This is a genomic window from Halomonas meridiana, from assembly GCF_009846525.1.
Taxonomy (GTDB): domain Bacteria; phylum Pseudomonadota; class Gammaproteobacteria; order Pseudomonadales; family Halomonadaceae; genus Vreelandella.
The window spans coordinates 2458930-2476950 of record NZ_CP024621.1 but is presented as its reverse complement, the minus strand read 5'-3'; the positions used below and the strand labels follow the sequence as shown (position 1 = coordinate 2476950).

Here is an 18021-nt window from a genome sequence, read left to right as displayed (position 1 = left end):
GCTACAGGGGCTCATTCCATACTGTTTGCCACGCCCAACCATCTTTCTGCACATAGGCGGCGAGCAACCGCTGCTGTCGATCCGCGAGCTGCTGGCGTATCGCGTGTGGGGAAGTCGCGATACCGGGCAGGCGGTGATACGTCTCTAGGGAGGGAAGCTCGGGGGGCGTGGGTACGGCATCGATGAAGGCGCTATCCAGCGTGGCAAGAAAATTTTCTAACGTGACGATGCCCATATTGAGCTGCTGTCGCGTTGCGTGGCCGATAGTAGGACAGGCGATCTGGGCGATGGATAGCGCTTGGTACAGGCGTGCAAGCGCCACGGGCAGCGATTTTTGGCTTCTGGGGTCGTGGTAATAATGCAAGATAGGGTAGGCCAGATGCTGCTGCCCTAAGCGGCTGATGGCCTGCTGTAGAGGCAGAAGCTGTTGCCCCAGACTCGTATACGTCCCGTTATCGTGGGTGGCGCTGAGGATATCTAAAGGGCTTTCTCCCAGTGCATGGATGGTGAGCGCGACATGGCGTTTCTCCGTCACGTTGGCAATGATGCTCAGCATGTAGGTAATGGTCAGCGTAAAGAGAAAGAAGCCGTTGGCCGCTGCGAGCGGCGGGGCCATCCGCCAGCCATCACTTCCAGGTACGAAGTCGCCGTAGCCGAGGGTGGTCAGCGTATAGCCCGCGTAGTACAGGCGCTCAATTCCATTGGCGGAGGCTTTCGTCGTTGCGTTCACCACGGCGTCTTCGGCACTGCAAAACAGCAGCCACCAGCCAACCAGGGCAAGCAGTAGCCAAATGGTGATCAACCCCACGGTCAACCAGGGGCCTGCGGCTGACAGTAGCCGGTGGCAGCGATGACGCTGATGGATCGCCAGTAGCACGGCCCATACGCTGCTGATGGAGCGGTTGGTCATCGGCCCAGAGTGGGAGGCAGACAGGGTAGTTTTGATGGCATCGTAATTGGCGAGGGCAATGAGCAGGATGCCGATCACGCCGAGCCAGGGATTGCCGATCATTGTTGCTCCTTAGGTCGATGAGTCGTAGGGAGTCACACTAACCACCACCTCATAGATACGCCAATCATAGTGGTTCAGCATGGCCTCTGCCGAGGCGATGCGCTCGATTAATAGATGCGAATCGCGGGGAGTAATGAAGGCTTCGCCGCTAAATACGTGGCCCTCTTCCCGGAGGCGAACGGCGGCATCGGCGACCCAGTCGACCTGTTTGAGCTCGGCTTCCAGTATCTCGGCTAACGCTTCAGGTTGGGCTTTCGAGGTAAACCGTGGGCGACGATCCAATAAATCACCCACAGCCTCTTTCAGGTTCACCACGCCGTCCTTGGTCACGTCGATAGCGATGAGCGCTGCTGCCAGCGCATCTGCCCACCAGATACCGGCACCAATCCCAATGATGCCAATGATCGCCGCCAAGCCGGTCATCCAGTCCGCTTTGCTCATTTTTCCGTCGACGTAGACGGTTTTCTCATGGACTTTTACGGCGGCTTTGGTCTGGAGGTGGCCAATCACCATCGGAGGAATCACGCTGTAGACGAGTGCGCCGATCATGAGCCAGCCCATCCAAAACGTTTGGCCGAATAGCGTGGTGGCACCGACCGAGGGATGCTCCTGGCTGATCAGCTTCATGATCGAATCCAGCAGTAGCAGGCTACCCATCAAGCTCAGCGCCGTGGCGGCGCATAAAAACGCAATCACCGTCGCGCGCTGGTAGCCGTAAGGAAACGTGTCGTTAGGCGGGCGGTTGCGAAAGTGCATGGCCACTAAAAAAGCCACGGGTGGAATGAGCGAGAGAATGTCTTCGATCCAGGCCGCTTTCATGGCCTGGCTGCTGCCTAACACCAGCCCTAGTACTAGCACGATGGATGCACGAAACCCTAAATTCCACCACTCAAGCGTGATGAGATAATCGAGCTGATGCTGCTTCTCTGGGGGCATGCGGTAGGGCTTGCGGATTTTCATTCAGCGGCCTCGAAGCGTTGTAGCTGCGCATGCAGGGAGTGGCTATCGTTCAGATGGCGTTGTAGGGCCAGCATGAGCGCGTTTTCCCCTTTGGGCAGTGCCATGACATGGTGTTCGCTTGCGAGCCGGTGAGTGGTGGGGCGAAAGCCGTGGGCGTCCAGCCACCAATGAGGGGCAGCCACCCAGCCGGGGGCGTCATGTAAACGCGAGGTGATGACCGGCGTCGCGTCCAGTGCGCGAATGGGCTGCATGACGCGATTGAGGCGCGGCACGGCGACCTTTTGCCCCGCCACGGACGTCTTTTCGAGCGTGTTGGCTTGCGTACCGCGGGTGGCCATGCCGATGACATGGTGCGTGGTGTAATACGGGCGCGTCGTGGCCGCTAACTGACCGAGGCGGGTATTGCTGGTGAGGCCCCCTGCGACGATATCGAGCTGGTGATGTTGGAGTGCCTGCAACAGCTCGTTCTCACTGCCCCAATGCCACTCTATGGTAGCGTCGAGGCTTTCTGCAAAACGGTCGAGAAGATCAATGTCGACCCCTTGAGGGCCTGCCGCAGTAGCGATTACCCAAGGAGGGTTTTCCGTAATACCGATAAATAGCGTCCCCCCTCGATATCGCTCATACTGCGTTCTACGTTTTGAGGATAACGGCAGCCCATTAACGTTAAAGAGAGGACAATATACACACATAGCGGGTAAGAGAACGTGCTTTTAAATATAGAAAGGCGTCTTTTCACGACGATTTAAATCTCACTGTTTAAATGGCGATTAAGTACGTTGCCATGATTATCTAACATTAAGGGGCGTCCATGGGAAAACGATAGAGAGCGTTAACGCCGTGCTACGAGAGCACGGCTTGGTACTGTCATTGAGATGACTGCCGTTAAGCGGCAATGTTGGCACACGCATTGGCACACTGCTGGCAAGCATTGGCGCACTCTTGGCAGTGGTCGACGTCGTGCTTGGCGCATTCGTCGGCGCATTTTTGGCAAATATCAGCGCAAAGTTGACAGACATCGTTGGCGTATTCGCTATTTTGTGCCATGTAAGACGCGGCCAAGCGGCAGATTTGTGCACACTGAATATCCATACGAATGCACTCGGCCATGGCTTGTACCTCCTTCTCTTGCAGGCACAGCGTGGCGCATTTGTCGCAATAAGCGGCGCAAATGTGGCAGGCTTCGATTTTTTCCTTGAAGGCTCCAAAATTCATCGTCAGCTCCTTAGTCAACGAGTGAGAACACCCTTCCCGGGCGTTGAGGTGTAAGGCTAGCCGACGGTGAGTTTACGTGCCTTGCTAGTCAGCGATGTTTAATGTTGTTTAAAGGCCCACGCTGTTTTTAAAGCGTTGTATAGCCGGTGCTGAGCCACGTGTGGAATGTCAATAAATGTCACAGTGTGGGGAGCCGCCGTTACTTTTGTTAATGCCTGAGCCATAGTACGCCCATGGGGCTGGCTGGCGTATAAAGGTATTCTTATAAAGGGGTGGGCTATGCGTAACAACGGCTACGTATCACAAACGAATTACCCGATCGAACCCGACGACTTTCTGATCTCACGCACGGATATCAATGGCTATATTACCTATGCCAACCCGCGCTTTATCGAGGTGAGCGGTTTCTCCATCGAAGAGTTGATGAACGAACCCCATAACGTGGTTCGTCATCCAGACATGCCGCCCGAGGTGTACCGCGATATGTGGGCAACGCTGCGGGAAGGACTCTCTTGGCAGGGTTACGTCAAAAATCGACGCAAGAATGGCGACCATTACTGGGTGCATGCCAATGTCGTGCCCGTGATCGACAAAGGCGAGCTGCAAGGCTACGCGTCGCTGCGCTCTTATGCAGGTGAAGAGAAGGCGCGCTATTTCGATCATCTATACCGTCAAATGCGAGAAAATAGCTGCCCCTACTATTTGAAGCGAGGCAAACTCAAGCGTAAAGGGCTGCGTGGCAAGCTGCCGTCGTTCCAGTGGGAAGGGGTGAAGGCGCGCGTCATTCTGTCCTCTTTGGCGAGCGTGGCGCTACTGGGGGTCGGTATGTGGATTACCCAACGCTTCTCTCTGGCGGGTTGGACGCTAGGGGTACTGGCCTTGGTCTTGGCGAGCTCGATCTGGTCGGTGAATGCGCTGCTCTTGGGCTCTTTGAATCGTTCGGTCGCCTCGCTGAAAGACATTGCGCTACAGCTGGCAGCGGGCAACTTGAATACGGCGATTCCTTCCACCCGCCGCCAATCGCTACGCCAAACGCTGGATGCGCTTCAACTCATGCGCCGCTCGCTGCTCTCTACGGCCAGCGATATTCAGCGCAATATGGAAGCCATCGGCCCGGTGGTCAATCAAATCCTCAACAATAACACCAATATGGCGGATCGTCTGGAGCAACAAGCCTCGGCAGTACAGGAAACGGCTGCCAGCATGGAGGAGATCTCCAGCACCGTGCGCCAGAGTGCCTCCAATGCGCAGCTGGCGAGCAAAGCTGCAGATACCAACCTAGCGGAAGTCGGCACCGCCACCCGCTTAACCGATGAATTGGCGCACGCCATGGAAGCGTTGACCAAACAGTCCGAACGGATGAAGCACATGGTGCAAACCATCGATGCCATCGCGTTTCAAACCAATATCTTAGCGCTGAACGCGTCGGTGGAAGCGGCGCGCGCGGGCGAGCACGGACGCGGCTTTGCCGTGGTCGCTCAGGAGGTACGCAAGCTCTCCAATCAAACCGCCGACGCGGCGAAAGAAGTCCAGCGCATGATCGTGGATACCAACCAAAGCGTGCTGGAAAGTGCTGCTCACACGCGTGAAACCCAGGCCGCCACGCAGCGCATTCGCCAAGCGAGCCAGCGGGTGAACGACCTGATGGAAGAGATCAGTCGGGCCGCGAGTGAACAGAGCGATGGCGTGGCCCAGATCGGCCTCGCCATTGCCGAGATCGATAGTACCACCCAGGCAAGCGCGACGGACATGGAGAGCTACCGCCGCGTGGCAGACACACTGAGCGGGGAAGCCGCCGCCCTGACTAACAGCGTCAATGCCTTCAGAACCTCCCAAGGTGGCGTGCAACCCTTGCCAGCACTACGCCGCCCACAGCCGCTTGGGCTCAATAAGCCCGCCGCCAAAGTGCTGCCGTCCAAGCAGTCGTCGGCCGATGAGTGGGAGCAGTTCTAGCCCGCGTTGTGCAAGTCCCGTAGCGGCGTGTTGTTCCAGGCGTTTTGACAGTGAGTGCTCAATACGCCGCTGGGGTGCGATTTTCAGTGCGATAACGGGTAAACTAGCGCCCCTTTTTGATGTGGTTGCTAGCGCATGCACCCCACCTACGAATTAACCGACGCGGGCGACCGCTACTTTGATGGTCTGGTCGATAAATTTTCCCGCTCTCTCTACCAAGCCCCCCGAGGCGAGCTGCGCCTCGCGATGCTGGATTATTTGCTGCCGCGAGTGCTGCACTTACAGGCCCAGCCCGTGCTGGATGTCGGCGGTGGGTTGGGGCAGCTCTCCGGTTGGTTCGCGGCACGAGGTCACGCTGTCAGCATGGCAGAGCCTTCCCACGATATGCTGGCCCATGCCAAGGCGTGGCACGCAGAGCAGGAAGCCGCTGCGGTATGGTCACCGGGGCAGCTTCGCTATGTGGAAGCTCCTCTACAGGCATTGCCGAGCCAAGCCCCCGGCCCCTGGCCGCTGATCACCTGCCACGCGGTATTGGAGTGGCTGGGCCATCCCGAGCAAGCGCTGCACACCCTGGTAACGCTGCTGGCGCCGGGTGGTCAACTCAGCCTGATGGTGTTTAACCGCGACGCGCTGCGCTTTTCTAACGTGGTGAAAGGCAACTATCAAAAAGCCTTGAGTGACCAGTTAGAAGGCAAGGGCAAGCGCCAGCGCTTAACGCCGATCTCCCCAGTTACCCATGATGAGATTTGCCAGTGGGTGGGCCAGAACGGCTTACATATCGAGAGCGTCGCGGGCATCCGTATTTTTCAGGATTACGTGCGCCAGGCCCCAGAGAAGGCAAGCGATCAAGCAACACTGTTGGCGCTAGAGAAGCAGTACTGCCAGCAAGACCCCCATTGGCGCTTAGGCCGCTATTTACTTTATACCGTTACCAAACCTGAGGCGAATGTATGAGTGCCCAACTGCCTGCCTGCCAACTGCTTGAACGTTATTACGGACAGGCCGCCCGGTTATGCCCTATCGCGCCCGCGGAAGATACATGGCTACTGACCCACTCCGCCGCGATGGTGAGCGACAACGTCGCCCTGCGGCAGCAGTGGCAGGCCAGTGAGCGCCTAGCCGTTAGCCCTTTCGAGCCTTTCGACTACCTACCCGAGGGGCAGGTGGTGCTGTTCTGGCCCAAAGCCCACCAGCTAGGCAAGTGGTGGCTTGAGTGGCTTTGCCACGTGCTGCCTGACAATACGCCGCTCGATATCGTCGGTGAGCACCAAGGGGGCATCAAACGTGTTCCCAAAATGCTGGACGAGCTGGGCATGAGCTGCGACAAGCTCGATAACGCCCGCCGCTGCTCGCTGTTTGCCACCCGTACGGTGAAAAGCGAAGCGCCCGATAGCGCCTGGCAAACCTTTGATGCCTTGGATATGCGCTTGGTGAGCCATCCTGGCGTGTTTGGCCATGGCAAGGTCGACGAGGGAACGCAGCTACTGCTACAAGCCTTGGAGGACACGCTGCCGAAAAAACCGCTGACAGTGCTGGATATGGGCTGTGGCGACGGCATTATCAGCGCCTGGCTGGCGAAACGCGGCCACGCGGTCACGGCTGTCGATGTCAGCGCCTTCGCCGCCGAAGCCTGCCGCCGTACCCTTCATGAAAATGAGCTGAAAGGCACGGTGCTGGAGAGCGACGTGTACTCGGCGCTAGAGGGTAAACGATTCGACGTGATCGTCAGTAACCCGCCATTTCACCAAGAACGGGATATCAGCTATGGCCCAAGCACGAAGCTAATCGACGAGGCGCCTGAGCATCTCAACGCCAAAGGGCAACTCATGGTGGTGGCCAATGCGTTTTTGCCGTATCCAGAGCGCCTGCAACGGGCATTGGGCGGGTTCGAAACACTGTCGGACAATCGTCGTTTTCGGGTGTATCGCGCCACCAAATAGCCGTTAGAGATGGTCGTAGCGAATCGCCGTCACGGTGTAAAACGTCTCGCCATTGGGCGTGAGCACCGTGACGTCGTCATCGACCTCTTTGCCCAGCAGCGCCTTCGCCATGGGGGCGTCGATGCTAATCCAGCGTTTTTGAGTATCCAACTCGTCGTGCCCCACGATGCGAATGTGCAACTCTTCGCCCTCTTCGTCCTCCAGCGTCACGTAGGCGCCAAAAAAGATTTTGTCGGTATTGGCGGGCAGACGATCCACCACCTGCAGCTCATCGAGCCGTTTGGTTAAATAGCGGATGCGAGCAATGACCCGGTTGAGTTCTTTCTTGTTGTAGGTGTAATCCGCATTCTCACTGCGGTCGCCAAGGGCGGCGGCTTCGCCCACCTTCGCGGATAGCTCAGGGCGTTTGACCCGCGAAAGATGATCCAGAATGCCGCGCAGCCGGGCGGCCCCCTCGGCGGTAATCAAATTGCTTTTAGGGGCTTGGCGAGGATCCTTCGCCGGGTCCCGCCAGCGGGTCATGTTACGACCTTTCATGAGCCAATCTTCTCCTCCAATGCCTGGTAGGGCGCTCCTACCCGGGCGGTTAGCTTACGCTACGCGGACGTTTTATAACAAAGTCGTGAATGTCTGGCGAATCATTCAAACGTTCGTTACATTATCTGAGTAAGCCGCTACAACAACAAACCTGGAGGTTTCCATGCACGCTATTCCCTTTTCCCGCTTGTTGATCGCCGCCGCCCTGGGCAGCACGCTGGCGCTGGCCCCCTTGAGTGCGTCGGCGTTCGAGGGTGAGATCTTTTCACTCAAAAACCGCTGGGAGCATACGGTAACGCAAATGCCCGCGAACCAGCGGGAAGAGACGCTAAAGGCGCTCGCCAGTGAAGCCGAACAGCTCGCCAGCCAGCATCCTAACGAAGCCGACGTGTTGATTTGGCAGGGGATCGTGCTGGCCTCCTATGCCCGCGAACGCGGTGGGTTGGGAGCGTTGGGAACGGCCGGAGACGCACGCGATGTGCTGGAGCGTGCCATCGAGATCGACCCCACAGGAGGCAATGGCTCGGCCTACGTGACGCTGGGGGCTCTCTACGACCGCGCGCCGGGCCGTCCATTAGGCTTTGGCAATAGCGATACTGCCGAGCGCATGTTCCAGCGCGCGTTGGAGCTTCGCCCCGACGGCATCGACGTGAATTATTACTACGCGGCGTTCTTGAAAGAGGAGGGCAACACCCAGGCGGCGCGGGAGCATGCCCAGCGTGCGGTGAACGGCACGGCCCGTGAGAACCGTCAAGTGTCCGATGAAGCGCTGCGCCGTGACGCCGAGGCGCTACTCAGCCAGTTGTAACGTACCCGTCATCTTTTCGACACTGATGACACGCGGTTAATCACCGCATTGGCATTCCCGGTGGGCAGCATTGATAATAGGACGATTGTGATCACCGGGAGTGCCGTATGGGTCCTACGCTTGGTCGTGATGATGTCGAACTCATCCAACGCGACACCCTCTATCAAGGATTCTTTCGCTTAGAAGCGCTGGAGCTGCGCCACCGCCTGTTCGAAGGCGGCTGGAGCGATGCCATGCGCCGCGAAGTCCATCACCGCTTCGATGCGGTGGGTGTGCTCCTCTACGACCCCCATCGTGATGCGCTGGTACTGATCGAGCAGTTTCGCGCCGGGGCGATCGATGACCCCACCTCCCCGTGGAAATTAGAATTCGTCGCGGGTCTCGTGGACAAAGACGAGTCGTTGGAAGACGTTGCCCGCCGCGAAGCGCTGGAAGAGGCCGGTTGCCAAGTAGGGCAACTGACCAAATTGCACACCTACTATCCCAGCCCCGGTGCTTGCAATGAGCGCGTGACGCTGTTTTGCGGTCTGGTGGATACCCAAGGGCTTGGCGGTGTGTATGGAGTCGACGACGAGCACGAAGACATTCGGGTGCATATCGTCACGTTTACGCATGCTTGGGAACTCCTAGAGCAGGGAAGACTCGACAACGCCATGTCGTTGATTGGGCTGCATTGGCTGGCGGGGCAGCGGGCATCGCTGCGCGCCGCGTCTCAACGCGCCGCCCTTTCGACGACTGACGCCAAGCGAACCCAGTAAGGAGTCATCATGGCAAGAGCCGCCTACGTTACCGATTTGAAGACCCTACAGGGCGAATGCAGCGCGAACTATCTGCGTCTGCTGCGCCTAGTGGGGGATATGGAGAGCGGTCAGCGCCGTGATATCGCCCTGCGCAGCGATCACCAGCACTTTGGTGACTTGCACTTGGTGATTCTGCAGGAAGCCCCCTATACCACGCTGGTAGAGGTCTCCCAGAGCGGGCCGCTGGATGCCGTGATCGAAGGGCCGCGCATGCGCGTGCACCTCTACCATGATGTGCGCATGGCAGAGGTGATCGATTTTCAGCGCGAGCGCCACTTCAGCGGCCGTTACCGCTACCCCAATGCCCGCATGCATCAACCGGATGAAAAGCTACAGCTCAACTGCTTCCTGGGCGAGTGGTTGGCCCACGGGCTGGCCCATGGTCATGCGGTGGACATGCCCGAGCTACGTTAATTCACGTCGTACACGATTCAGGTCAAGGGAGCTAGGTGAATGCGGCTTGTCCAAATTACCGATTCACACTTACATGCAGATAAACAGGCGCGCTCCCGAGCAGGGATTCCGTGGCAGCATTTTCAACGCGTGCTAGAAGCGGTCGCCGCAGAGCGGCCCGATGTCGTCGTGTTCACCGGCGACGTCAGTCAGGATGAAACTGCTGCCTCCTATGCCCATGCACGGGAAGCGCTTTGTGCGTTGCCCTGCCCGTGGTTCTGGATACCGGGTAACCATGATCAGCTAGAGCTGATGAGTGCCGAGCAGCCGCTGCTCGACGAAGTGGATTTGGAGCAGTGGCGCTTGCTACTGCTCAATACTCAGGTCGTTGGCAAGCCCCACGGCGAATTAGGAAGCGACGCCTTGGGCGCGCTGGCGACGCGCCTCGAACACGACGACCGTCCCACACTGATTGCCATGCACCACCCGCCGGTGGACGTGGGAGCCGCCTGGATGGATGCGATTGGCCTACAGGACCGCGATGCTTTTTGGCAGCTCCTGAGCGCGTATCCGCAGGTAAAAGTGATCCTGTTTGGCCACGCGCATCAGGCCTATGCCCAACATCATCAGGCAGCAGGCACCGATATTGGCGTTTATGGTTGCCCCGCCTTGTCGGATCAATTTCTGCCAGGGGCTGAGGCATTTGCCATCGACGAAGCTTCACGCCCTGGTTACCGCATCGTAGACTTTCACGGCCAGGCGTGGGAGACCTGGGTGGAGCGCGTGATCGTGTGATGTTTTTTTAGGCGTTATAGATCTAAAAAGATAGTTATTAATTCTTTTGGGTTATTATTGACCTAGCGTTACCCTACCCACAAATGCCCGTCTTGCGATCTCTGTGCGCTGGACGGCCGTTCATGTTTGCAAAGGCTTCCTTGAAAAGCCGTCTCGATACAAGCAAGCACCGTTTTGTGAGGGAGTAGGTAATGAACCAGTTTTCTGCGCCGTCGGCGGCAACGCAAGAGGTGCCAAGCGCACCGGATGCTGCCCGGCTGACCCACCTGAAGCAGCTCGAAGCCGAGTCGATCCACATCATCCGAGAAGTGGCGGCAGAGTTCAGTAACCCGGTGATGATGTACTCCATCGGTAAAGACTCCTCGGTCATGCTGCACTTGGCGCGCAAAGCCTTCTACCCTGGCACGCCGCCGTTCCCGCTGATGCACATCGATACCACCTGGAAGTTCCGCGAAATGATCGCGTTCCGCAACCGCATGGCGGAAGAGGCGGGCATGGAGCTGATCGTGCACACCAACGAAGAGGGGCGGGCTGCCAACATCAACCCCTTCGATCACGGTAGCGCGAAGTACACCGATATCATGAAGACCCAGGCGCTCAAGCAGGCGCTGGATAAATACGGGTTCGATGCGGCCTTTGGCGGTGCGCGCCGCGACGAAGAGGCGTCCCGTGCCAAAGAGCGGGTGTACTCCTTCCGCGACAAGTACCACCGCTGGGACCCCAAAAACCAGCGCCCCGAGCTTTGGAACGTGTACAACGCCAAGGTCAACAAAGGCGAATCGATTCGCGTGTTCCCGCTTTCCAACTGGACCGAGCTGGATATCTGGCAGTACATCTACCTTGAGTCGATTCCCATCGTGCCGCTCTATTACTCCGCCAAACGCCCGGTGGTCGAGCGCGACGGCATGCAGATCATGGTGGACGATGACCGCCTGCCCCTGGCCCCTGGCGAGGTGCCTGAAGAGAAGTGGGTGCGTTTCAGAACGTTGGGCTGCTACCCGCTCACTGGCGCGGTGGAGTCCAAAGCCGCCACGCTGCCGGAAATCATCCAAGAGATGCTGCTGACCAAGACCAGCGAGCGCAGCGGCCGTGCCATCGACCACGATCAGGCCGGTTCCATGGAGAAGAAAAAGCGTGAGGGGTACTTCTAATGGCACACCAATCAACGTTAATTGCCGATAACATCGAGCAATACCTGCACGAGCACGAAAACAAAGACCTGCTGCGCTTCATTACCTGCGGCAGTGTCGATGACGGTAAATCGACGCTCATCGGCCGGATGCTCCACGACTCCAAGATGATCTTCGAAGATCAGTTGGCAGCCATTACCAAGGCCTCGAAAACCAGCGGCACGACCGGCGATACGGTGGATCTGGCGCTCCTGGTGGACGGCCTACAGTCCGAGCGAGAACAGGGCATCACCATCGATGTAGCCTACCGCTTCTTCTCTACCGAAAAGCGCAAGTTCATCATTGCCGATACCCCAGGGCATGAGCAGTACACCCGCAATATGGCCACCGGTGCCTCCACGGCAAGCCTAGCGATCATTCTGATCGACGCACGTTACGGCGTGCAGACCCAGACGCGCCGCCACAGCTTCATTGCCGACCTGCTGGGCATCCAGCATCTGGTCATTGCAGTGAATAAGATGGATTTGGTGGGCTTCTCGGAAGCACGCTTCAACGAGATCGTCGACGAGTACCGCGCGTTCGCTACCAACCTGCAGGCCCCGGACATCCGTTTCGTGCCGATGTCGGCGCTCAACGGCGACAACGTGGTCAATCGCAGCGAGCAAACGCCTTGGTACTTCGAGGACGGCGAGCGCTACGAGGGCAAAACGCTGATCGAGCTGCTGGAGAACGTCGAAGTCACCCGTGATCAGAACCTCACCGATTTGCGTCTGCCGGTGCAGTACGTCAATCGCCCGAACCTGGACTTCCGCGGCTACTGCGGCACGCTCTCGGCGGGGGTGCTGCGTCCCGGCCAGGCGGTCAAAGCGCTGCCTTCCGGTAAGACGTCTCGCGTGGCACGCGTGGTCACTTTCGACGGTGATTTGGACGCGGCGTACCCCGGCCAAGCGATTACCGTTACTCTGGAAGACGAGATCGACATTTCCCGCGGTGATTGGATCGTCAGCGCCGATGCCGAGATTCCGCTGTCGAACGTCTTTAGCGCCGACATCGTGTGGATGCATGAGGAGGCCCTCACGCCCGGCAAGCTCTACGATATCAAGCTGGCGACCCGCGATTTAGCGGGGCAGGTCAGCGCCATCGAGTATCAGGTCGACGTCAACACGCTGGAAAAGCACGCCACCGATTCGCTGGGGCTCAATGCCATTGCCCGCTGCGAGGTAGAGTTGACCGCCGCTATTCCCGTCGACGATTATCGCACTAGCCCAGGCACCGGTAGCTTTATCGTGATCGATCGGCTGACCAATGTGACGGTGGGAGCGGGCATGATTCGTGGCGTGGCGAATGCGCGCCAGCAGGCCACCACTACCGATTGGGCCGCCTTCGAACGCGATCTGAACGCGCTGGTGCGCAAGCATTTCCCGCACTGGGAAGCAAAAGATATCGGGTCGCTGCTGGGACGCTAACGCCGCCCCTTATTGAACCCCTGTTGACGCCGCTCTGCGGCGTCAATTTTTAGGTAATGCTGAATCGAGACACCAAGGAGCGAGAGTCGATGTTAACCCTGTTAGACGGTGGCTTAGGACGTGAGTTGAAACGCTTAGGTGCTCCGTTTCGCCAACCGGAGTGGTCGGCGCTTGCGCTAATGGAAGCCCCCGAGTGCGTGACCCAAGCGCACCGCGCGTTCATTCAGGCAGGCGCCGAGGTGATTACCACCAATGCCTATGCCGTCGTGCCCTTTCACATTGGCGAGGCATGCTTTGCCGAGCGCGGCTTGGCACTGGCGACGCTGGCGGGAAAGCTAGCGCGTGACAGCGTGGCGGGAGATGCGGTGACCGTCGCGGGATCGCTGCCGCCGCTGTTCGGTTCTTATCAGCCGGCGCTCTTCGATGCCCAGCGCGCCCCGAAACTGCTGGCCACGCTGATCGAGGGTCAAGCTCCCTACGTGGACGTGTGGCTGGCAGAGACGCTGAGCGCCACGGAGGAGGCCCGGGCCGTGGCCGTTGCGCTGGGTGACGATACCCGCCCACGCTGGTTCTCGTTCACCCTGCAAGACGCCGATGAAAATGGCGAACTGCCCTGCGCGCTGCGCTCCGGTGAGCGGGTCGAAGAGGCCGTTTCAGCGGTGCTGGAGGCGGGCGGTGAAGCGCTGCTGTTCAACTGCAGCCAAGCGGAGGTGATGGAAGAGGCGCTTCGCCAAGCGCACACCGTGGTGCTGGAGAAAGGGGCCACGCTGCGTTTGGGCGTGTACGCCAATAGTTTCGTCCCCCAGAGTAACCACATCGCCGCCAACGCCGGTGTGAGTGACATGCGCGATGACTTAGGGCCCGATGCCTATGCCGACTTCGCCCAGCGCTGGCAGGCCGCCGGCGCCACCATGATCGGCGGCTGCTGTGGTATTGGCCCTGAGCACATTGCCAAGCTGGCCGACGCGGTACGTAGCTAGCAGCGTGTTGTTATTGATTGCATAGGATGAATCTCCCCATGAAGAAAGGAACGAACTTACCCGATGCGGGGCGCATGGCTGGCGTCACCCGTCGCCAGTTTCTGCAACACTCCGCTGCGCTATCGGTATCTGCCAGCGCCTTGGGCGGACTACTGTTGCCACGCTGGGCGAGCGCACAAACGGATGCTACCCCACAACGCGGTGGGCATCTCATTTTGGCGATCGATAACGCCTCTAGCAGTGATCGTTTGGACCCGGCCTACTACTTCGAGCAGTACATGTACCATGTGGGGCGTCAGCTATTTAATACCCTGACCGAACTCCACGATGATGGCACGTTGGCACCCGGGTTGGCCGAATCGTGGGAGACGACCGATGCGACGCAGTGGGTCTTTACCCTGCGACAAGGCGTGACCTTCCATAACGGCAAAACCCTCACCGCCGACGATGTGGTGTACTCGCTCAACCATCACCGTGCCGACGATTCGCCTTCGGCCGTGAAGGGTTACATGGAGCAAATCACCGAGCTGACCGCCCGTGGCCAACATCAAGTGGTCATGACGTTGTCGGCGCCCAACATGGACTTACCGTACTTGCTGGGAGAGGTGAACTTTGCCATCACTCCTGCCGGTGCGAATTTCGATGACGGGATTGGCACCGGGCCGTTCGTGCTGGAGAGCTTTGAGCCGGGAGTACGTACTCTGGTCAAGCGCAACGAGAACTACTGGAAGTCGGATCGTGCCTTCGTCGACAGCGTCGAAACCCGTGCCTTCAACGATGCCACCGCACGGGTAGCGGCACTGATGAGCGGCTCGGTTCACTTCGTCAACAGGGTGACACCCAGTATCGTCAGCCGTTTGGAGAGCGCGTCATCGCTCACCATCAACCGTAACGTGGGCAGTTTCCAGGTAACGTTCCCCGGCTTGGCCGACCGCGCGCCTTTCAATAACAAAGACGTCCGTTTGGCCATGAAGTACGCCCTCGACCGAGAGCAACTATTGAATCTGCTGGTGCAAGGCTATGGTCAGGTGGGCAACGACTCACCGCTATTTCCCAGCAATCCTTACTTCACCACCGATCTCCCCAGCCATGCCTTCGATCCGGACAAAGCGCTCCATCACTGGCGTCAATCCGGCATGGATAGGCCCATTCGGCTAAGCACCGCAGACGGTGCGACCTTTGAAGGCGCGGTCTCGGCGGCGGAGCTGTATCAGCAGTCGGCCCAGCGTGCCGGAATACCGCTGGAGGTCAATCGCGTCCCCGCCGATGGCTACTGGTCGGAAGTGTGGCGTCAGCACGAGTTTTGCGCCTCTGGCTGGTCGAGCCGCCCAACGGCGGATGCCTACCTTTCCATGGTCAATTTATCGAATGCGCCGTGGAACGAAGCGCGCTGGGCCAACGAGCAGCTCGATCAGTTGATCATTGCGGCACGTGGTGAGCAGGACGAGACCAAGCGGCGTCAGATGTACCACGATATCCAGGTGCTGTATCAGCAGGAGGGCAGCACCGTGGCACCGCTCTATATGGATTCGATCTCTGCCAATCGTGCTGACGTACGCGGCTATATCGACGTGCCGGGTGAGGTAGCGACTCGCTCGGTCGAGAAGATGTGGATCGCCAGTTGAGCCAAGGGTGACCCGAGCCGAGCGCCAGCCCGTCAAATGTGGGCTGGCGCTTTGGCGATCGGCTTACTCAGCGTTAGGGAAAAACAGCTGTTGGCCGCCTACCTCGAAGTCAGTAATCGCCTGCTGGCCTTCCTCAGAAACGAGCCACTGGTGCCACTGGGCGGCTAAATCATGCTTCAAGTGCGGATGACGCTCTTCCGAGAGCAGCAGGCTGCCGTACTGGTTAAACAGCGCTTCGTCACCTTCGAACAGCAGCGTGAGGTTTTGCGGATTATCGAACGCGACCCAGGTGGCGCGGTCGGTAAAGGTGTAGGCGTCCATACCCGCAGCGGTGTTTAGGGTCGGGCCCATGCCACTGCCCAGCTCGCGGTACCACTCGCCTTGAGGCGTCACGCCCGCGTCTTCCCACAACCGCAGTTCGGCGCGGTTCGTGCCGCTGTCATCGCCTCGTGAGGCAAACGGTGATCCGCTCTCGGCGATACGCGCAAAGGCGTCGGCGACGCTCTCGCTGTCGCTAATGCCTGCCGGGTCGTCACTGGGGCCTACGATCACGAAGTCGTTATACATGACGTCCAAACGCTCCGTGGCGTAACCGTCCGCCACGAACTGCTCCTCGCCTGCCGTATCGTGTACCAGCAGACTGTCAGCATCACCACGGCGGCCGATCTCAAACGCTTGCCCGGTGCCGACGGCCACCACGCGCACGTCGATGCCGGTGGCCTCGGTGAACGTGGGGATAATGGCATCGAACAGCCCTGAGTTCTCGGTGGACGTCGTGGAGGCGAGTGTAATGAAGTCGTCATCCGCGAGTAGGGAAGCACTCCAGGCCAAGGCGGTCGTGCATACGCTGGCGGTGATAAGCGTGGTCATTGTCTTCACGGTCTGCTCCTTTGGGTATTGTTCAACGCTGAGTGGGGGTCACCAAACCAGTTCGCCCCGGATAAACGCCCTGGCCTGCGAGGAGGCCGGGGTGTCGAAAAATCGCTCGGCGCTGGTGTGCTCCAGCACCTGACCGCCGTACATAAACAGCACGTCGTCGGCGAGCCGCTTCGCCTGATGCAGGTCGTGGGTCGTCATGACGATGCGCGTCCCGCTCTGGTGAAACTCGTTCACTGCATCTTCCACCGCCTTAATGGCGGCGGGGTCAAGGGCGGAGGTGGGTTCATCCAAAAACAGCACGGAAGGGGTTAACAGCCAAGCGCGGGCCAGGGTGAGCCGCTGCTGCTCGCCGCCAGACAGCACCCGCGCGGGGCGCTTGGCCAGAGCTGCTAAGCCGAACTTCTCCAGTGCCTGCCAGGCGAGCGCTGTGCGCTCCCGGCGAGGTACGCGTTTGACGGCCAGGGCGTAGATCAGATTATCGATGACCGAGCGACGCAGCAGCACCGGCCGCTGAAACACCATGGCCTGCACGGGAGGTGCGCCTTCCCAGCTAACGTGGCCGCTGCTAGGGCGGAGTAGACCGTGAGCCAAACGCATGAACAGACTTTTACCCGCCCCGTTAGGCCCCATGATCAACGTGCGCTGACAGCCAGACAGCGTGAAAGTGGTGGGCACCAACAAGGCGTGTCCACGATGGGTAAAGCTCGCCTGCTGAAAGTGCAGGGCTGGCACATCGGCCAGTGGGGTGAAAGAGGGGGTAGTGAGCGGTGCATTCATCCTAACCGCCTCTTGGCCGCTTCACTGACCGCATGGGCCAGCGCATTGATGAGGGTGACCAGCGTCAGCAGTACGATGCCCAACCCGAGCGCCAGGGGAAGATCCCCCTTACTGGTCTCCAGTACGATGCTGGTGGTCATCACCCGAGTCACGCCGTCGATATTGCCACCGACGATCATCACTGCGCCCACCTCGGCGCTGGCCCGGCCAAAGCCCGCCAGAATCACCGTCAGCAGGCCAAAGCGCGCATCCCACAGTAGGGTGGGCATCATGCGTCGCTGGGTCAGCCCCAACGAACGTAGCTGCTCGGCGTACTCATGGTGCAGGGCTTCCACCTGCTGGCGCGTCAGCGCGGCGATAATGGGAAATACCAGGATGACTTGAGCAATCACCATGGCGCTGGGCGTGAACAGCAGCCCAAACGAGCCTAATGGTCCTGCCCGGGAGAGCAGCAAATAGACACATAGCCCAGCCACGACCGGCGGTAGCCCCATCAGTGCATTGAGTAAGACGATCAGCCCATTGCGTCCAGGAAAGCGCCATAGGGCGAGTGCCGCTCCCACCGGCAACGCCAAGGCGCTGGCGATCAGCACGGCGACCAGCGACACCTGCAAAGAGAGCACCACGATGTCGATCAAATCGGAGTCCATGCCCAGAATCAGCGCGAGCGCCGTATAAAAAGGGTTATCACTTGCTGACATAAGTACCTGATGTAGAAGCGTCGGGTCGCGCACACGCCAGTGCGGTGGCC

General features: G+C 59.2%; 19 protein-coding genes. 11 read left to right on the top strand and 8 right to left on the bottom strand.

The window, feature by feature from the left end:
* Nucleotide 1: 1 nt before the first annotated feature.
* From CTT34_RS12010 to CTT34_RS11995, 4 genes are all read right to left on the bottom strand, one after another.
* Nucleotides 2–1012 (bottom strand): potassium channel family protein, encoded by a 1011-nt coding sequence (locus tag CTT34_RS12010; protein WP_159342640.1) that lies wholly within the window; start codon nucleotides 1010–1012, stop codon nucleotides 2–4.
* A 9-nt stretch (nucleotides 1013–1021) separates the two neighbouring features.
* Entirely contained in the window at nucleotides 1022–1972 is a 951-nt protein-coding gene (locus CTT34_RS12005) for a cation efflux transmembrane domain-containing protein (RefSeq protein ID WP_159342639.1), read from the bottom strand.
* On the bottom strand, nucleotides 1969–2664 hold the full coding sequence (locus tag CTT34_RS12000; protein WP_159342638.1) for a substrate-binding periplasmic protein: 696 nt from the start codon (nucleotides 2662–2664) through the stop codon (nucleotides 1969–1971). The genes CTT34_RS12005 and CTT34_RS12000 overlap by 4 nt, the downstream gene beginning before the upstream one ends.
* 193 nt (nucleotides 2665–2857) lie before the next feature.
* Nucleotides 2858–3187, bottom strand: a complete 330-nt coding sequence (locus CTT34_RS11995; RefSeq protein ID WP_159342637.1) for a four-helix bundle copper-binding protein — start codon at nucleotides 3185–3187, stop codon at nucleotides 2858–2860.
* 279 nt (nucleotides 3188–3466) lie between these two features.
* Between CTT34_RS11995 and CTT34_RS11990 the strand changes: the two genes are divergently transcribed.
* From CTT34_RS11990 to CTT34_RS11980, 3 genes are all read left to right on the top strand, one after another.
* Nucleotides 3467–5140, top strand: coding sequence for a methyl-accepting chemotaxis protein (locus CTT34_RS11990; RefSeq protein ID WP_159342636.1), 1674 nt, complete (start codon nucleotides 3467–3469; stop codon nucleotides 5138–5140).
* A gap of 135 nt (nucleotides 5141–5275) precedes the next feature.
* Nucleotides 5276–6094 carry a methyltransferase domain-containing protein gene (locus tag CTT34_RS11985; protein ID WP_159342635.1) on the top strand — a complete coding sequence of 273 codons (819 nt, stop codon included), beginning with the start codon at nucleotides 5276–5278 and terminating at the stop codon, nucleotides 6092–6094.
* Nucleotides 6091–7080 (top strand): methyltransferase, encoded by a 990-nt coding sequence (locus tag CTT34_RS11980; RefSeq protein ID WP_159342634.1) that lies wholly within the window; start codon nucleotides 6091–6093, stop codon nucleotides 7078–7080. The genes CTT34_RS11985 and CTT34_RS11980 overlap by 4 nt, the downstream gene beginning before the upstream one ends.
* Nucleotides 7081–7083: 3 nt before the next feature.
* Here CTT34_RS11980 and greB read toward each other — a convergent pair whose 3' ends face one another.
* Nucleotides 7084–7617, bottom strand: a complete 534-nt coding sequence (greB, locus tag CTT34_RS11975) for a transcription elongation factor GreB (RefSeq protein ID WP_159342633.1) — start codon at nucleotides 7615–7617, stop codon at nucleotides 7084–7086.
* Nucleotides 7618–7780: 163 nt separating this feature from the next.
* On the opposite strand from greB, the gene CTT34_RS11970 reads away from it, so the two are divergent.
* From CTT34_RS11970 to CTT34_RS11935, 8 genes are all read left to right on the top strand, one after another.
* The gene (locus CTT34_RS11970) at nucleotides 7781–8425 is read left to right on the top strand and encodes a TRAP transporter TatT component family protein (protein WP_159342632.1); all 645 of its coding nucleotides are present in this window, start codon (nucleotides 7781–7783) and stop codon (nucleotides 8423–8425) included.
* A 107-nt stretch (nucleotides 8426–8532) separates the two neighbouring features.
* The gene (locus CTT34_RS11965; RefSeq protein WP_159342631.1) at nucleotides 8533–9183 is read left to right on the top strand and encodes an NUDIX domain-containing protein; all 651 of its coding nucleotides are present in this window, start codon (nucleotides 8533–8535) and stop codon (nucleotides 9181–9183) included.
* 9 nt (nucleotides 9184–9192) lie between these two features.
* Nucleotides 9193–9639, top strand: coding sequence for a DUF1249 domain-containing protein (locus CTT34_RS11960; RefSeq protein WP_159342630.1), 447 nt, complete (start codon nucleotides 9193–9195; stop codon nucleotides 9637–9639).
* Between the two features lie 39 nt (nucleotides 9640–9678).
* Nucleotides 9679–10413, top strand: coding sequence for a phosphodiesterase (locus CTT34_RS11955; RefSeq protein ID WP_159342629.1), 735 nt, complete (start codon nucleotides 9679–9681; stop codon nucleotides 10411–10413).
* Between the two features lie 191 nt (nucleotides 10414–10604).
* A complete protein-coding gene (gene cysD, locus CTT34_RS11950) occupies nucleotides 10605–11564 on the top strand; it encodes a sulfate adenylyltransferase subunit CysD (protein ID WP_159342628.1) in 960 nt (319 codons plus the stop codon).
* Nucleotides 11564–13009, top strand: coding sequence for a sulfate adenylyltransferase subunit CysN (gene cysN, locus CTT34_RS11945; RefSeq protein ID WP_159342627.1), 1446 nt, complete (start codon nucleotides 11564–11566; stop codon nucleotides 13007–13009). The genes cysD and cysN overlap by 1 nt, the downstream gene beginning before the upstream one ends.
* Nucleotides 13010–13098: 89 nt before the next feature.
* On the top strand, nucleotides 13099–13989 hold the full coding sequence (locus CTT34_RS11940) for a homocysteine S-methyltransferase family protein (RefSeq protein WP_159342626.1): 891 nt from the start codon (nucleotides 13099–13101) through the stop codon (nucleotides 13987–13989).
* Nucleotides 13990–14027: 38 nt separating this feature from the next.
* The gene (locus CTT34_RS11935; protein WP_217352961.1) at nucleotides 14028–15614 is read left to right on the top strand and encodes an ABC transporter substrate-binding protein; all 1587 of its coding nucleotides are present in this window, start codon (nucleotides 14028–14030) and stop codon (nucleotides 15612–15614) included.
* Between the two features lie 63 nt (nucleotides 15615–15677).
* On the opposite strand, the gene CTT34_RS11930 is transcribed toward CTT34_RS11935, so the two are convergent.
* From CTT34_RS11930 to CTT34_RS11920, 3 genes are read right to left on the bottom strand one after another with little or no spacing between them, the layout of a single operon-like run.
* Entirely contained in the window at nucleotides 15678–16484 is an 807-nt protein-coding gene (locus CTT34_RS11930; RefSeq protein WP_159343780.1) for an ABC transporter substrate-binding protein, read from the bottom strand.
* A 48-nt stretch (nucleotides 16485–16532) separates the two neighbouring features.
* The gene (locus tag CTT34_RS11925) at nucleotides 16533–17270 is read right to left on the bottom strand and encodes an ATP-binding cassette domain-containing protein (protein WP_159342625.1); all 738 of its coding nucleotides are present in this window, start codon (nucleotides 17268–17270) and stop codon (nucleotides 16533–16535) included.
* Complete coding sequence (locus CTT34_RS11920; RefSeq protein ID WP_159342624.1) at nucleotides 17267–17971, bottom strand: ABC transporter permease; 705 nt, start codon at nucleotides 17969–17971, stop codon at nucleotides 17267–17269. The genes CTT34_RS11925 and CTT34_RS11920 overlap by 4 nt, the downstream gene beginning before the upstream one ends.
* Between the last annotated feature and the right edge of the window lie 50 nt (nucleotides 17972–18021).

Bases quoted from the DNA above. Each gene is read 5' to 3' on its own strand.
- CTT34_RS12010 (WP_159342640.1), bottom strand. From the start codon at position 1,012: ATGATCGGCAATCCCTGGCTCGGCGTGATCGGCATCCTGCTCATTGCC.
- CTT34_RS12005 (WP_159342639.1), bottom strand. From the start codon at position 1,972: ATGAAAATCCGCAAGCCCTACCGCATGCCCCCAGAGAAGCAGCATCAG.
- CTT34_RS12000 (WP_159342638.1), bottom strand. From the start codon at position 2,664: ATGTGTGTATATTGTCCTCTCTTTAACGTTAATGGGCTGCCGTTATCC.
- CTT34_RS11995 (WP_159342637.1), bottom strand. From the start codon at position 3,187: ATGAATTTTGGAGCCTTCAAGGAAAAAATCGAAGCCTGCCACATTTGC.
- CTT34_RS11990 (WP_159342636.1), top strand. From the start codon at position 3,467: ATGCGTAACAACGGCTACGTATCACAAACGAATTACCCGATCGAACCC.
- CTT34_RS11985 (WP_159342635.1), top strand. From the start codon at position 5,276: ATGCACCCCACCTACGAATTAACCGACGCGGGCGACCGCTACTTTGAT.
- CTT34_RS11980 (WP_159342634.1), top strand. From the start codon at position 6,091: ATGAGTGCCCAACTGCCTGCCTGCCAACTGCTTGAACGTTATTACGGA.
- greB (WP_159342633.1), bottom strand. From the start codon at position 7,617: ATGAAAGGTCGTAACATGACCCGCTGGCGGGACCCGGCGAAGGATCCT.
- CTT34_RS11970 (WP_159342632.1), top strand. From the start codon at position 7,781: ATGCACGCTATTCCCTTTTCCCGCTTGTTGATCGCCGCCGCCCTGGGC.
- CTT34_RS11965 (WP_159342631.1), top strand. From the start codon at position 8,533: ATGGGTCCTACGCTTGGTCGTGATGATGTCGAACTCATCCAACGCGAC.
- CTT34_RS11960 (WP_159342630.1), top strand. From the start codon at position 9,193: ATGGCAAGAGCCGCCTACGTTACCGATTTGAAGACCCTACAGGGCGAA.
- CTT34_RS11955 (WP_159342629.1), top strand. From the start codon at position 9,679: ATGCGGCTTGTCCAAATTACCGATTCACACTTACATGCAGATAAACAG.
- cysD (WP_159342628.1), top strand. From the start codon at position 10,605: ATGAACCAGTTTTCTGCGCCGTCGGCGGCAACGCAAGAGGTGCCAAGC.
- cysN (WP_159342627.1), top strand. From the start codon at position 11,564: ATGGCACACCAATCAACGTTAATTGCCGATAACATCGAGCAATACCTG.
- CTT34_RS11940 (WP_159342626.1), top strand. From the start codon at position 13,099: ATGTTAACCCTGTTAGACGGTGGCTTAGGACGTGAGTTGAAACGCTTA.
- CTT34_RS11935 (WP_217352961.1), top strand. From the start codon at position 14,028: ATGAAGAAAGGAACGAACTTACCCGATGCGGGGCGCATGGCTGGCGTC.
- CTT34_RS11930 (WP_159343780.1), bottom strand. From the start codon at position 16,484: ATGACCACGCTTATCACCGCCAGCGTATGCACGACCGCCTTGGCCTGG.
- CTT34_RS11925 (WP_159342625.1), bottom strand. From the start codon at position 17,270: ATGAATGCACCGCTCACTACCCCCTCTTTCACCCCACTGGCCGATGTG.
- CTT34_RS11920 (WP_159342624.1), bottom strand. From the start codon at position 17,971: ATGTCAGCAAGTGATAACCCTTTTTATACGGCGCTCGCGCTGATTCTG.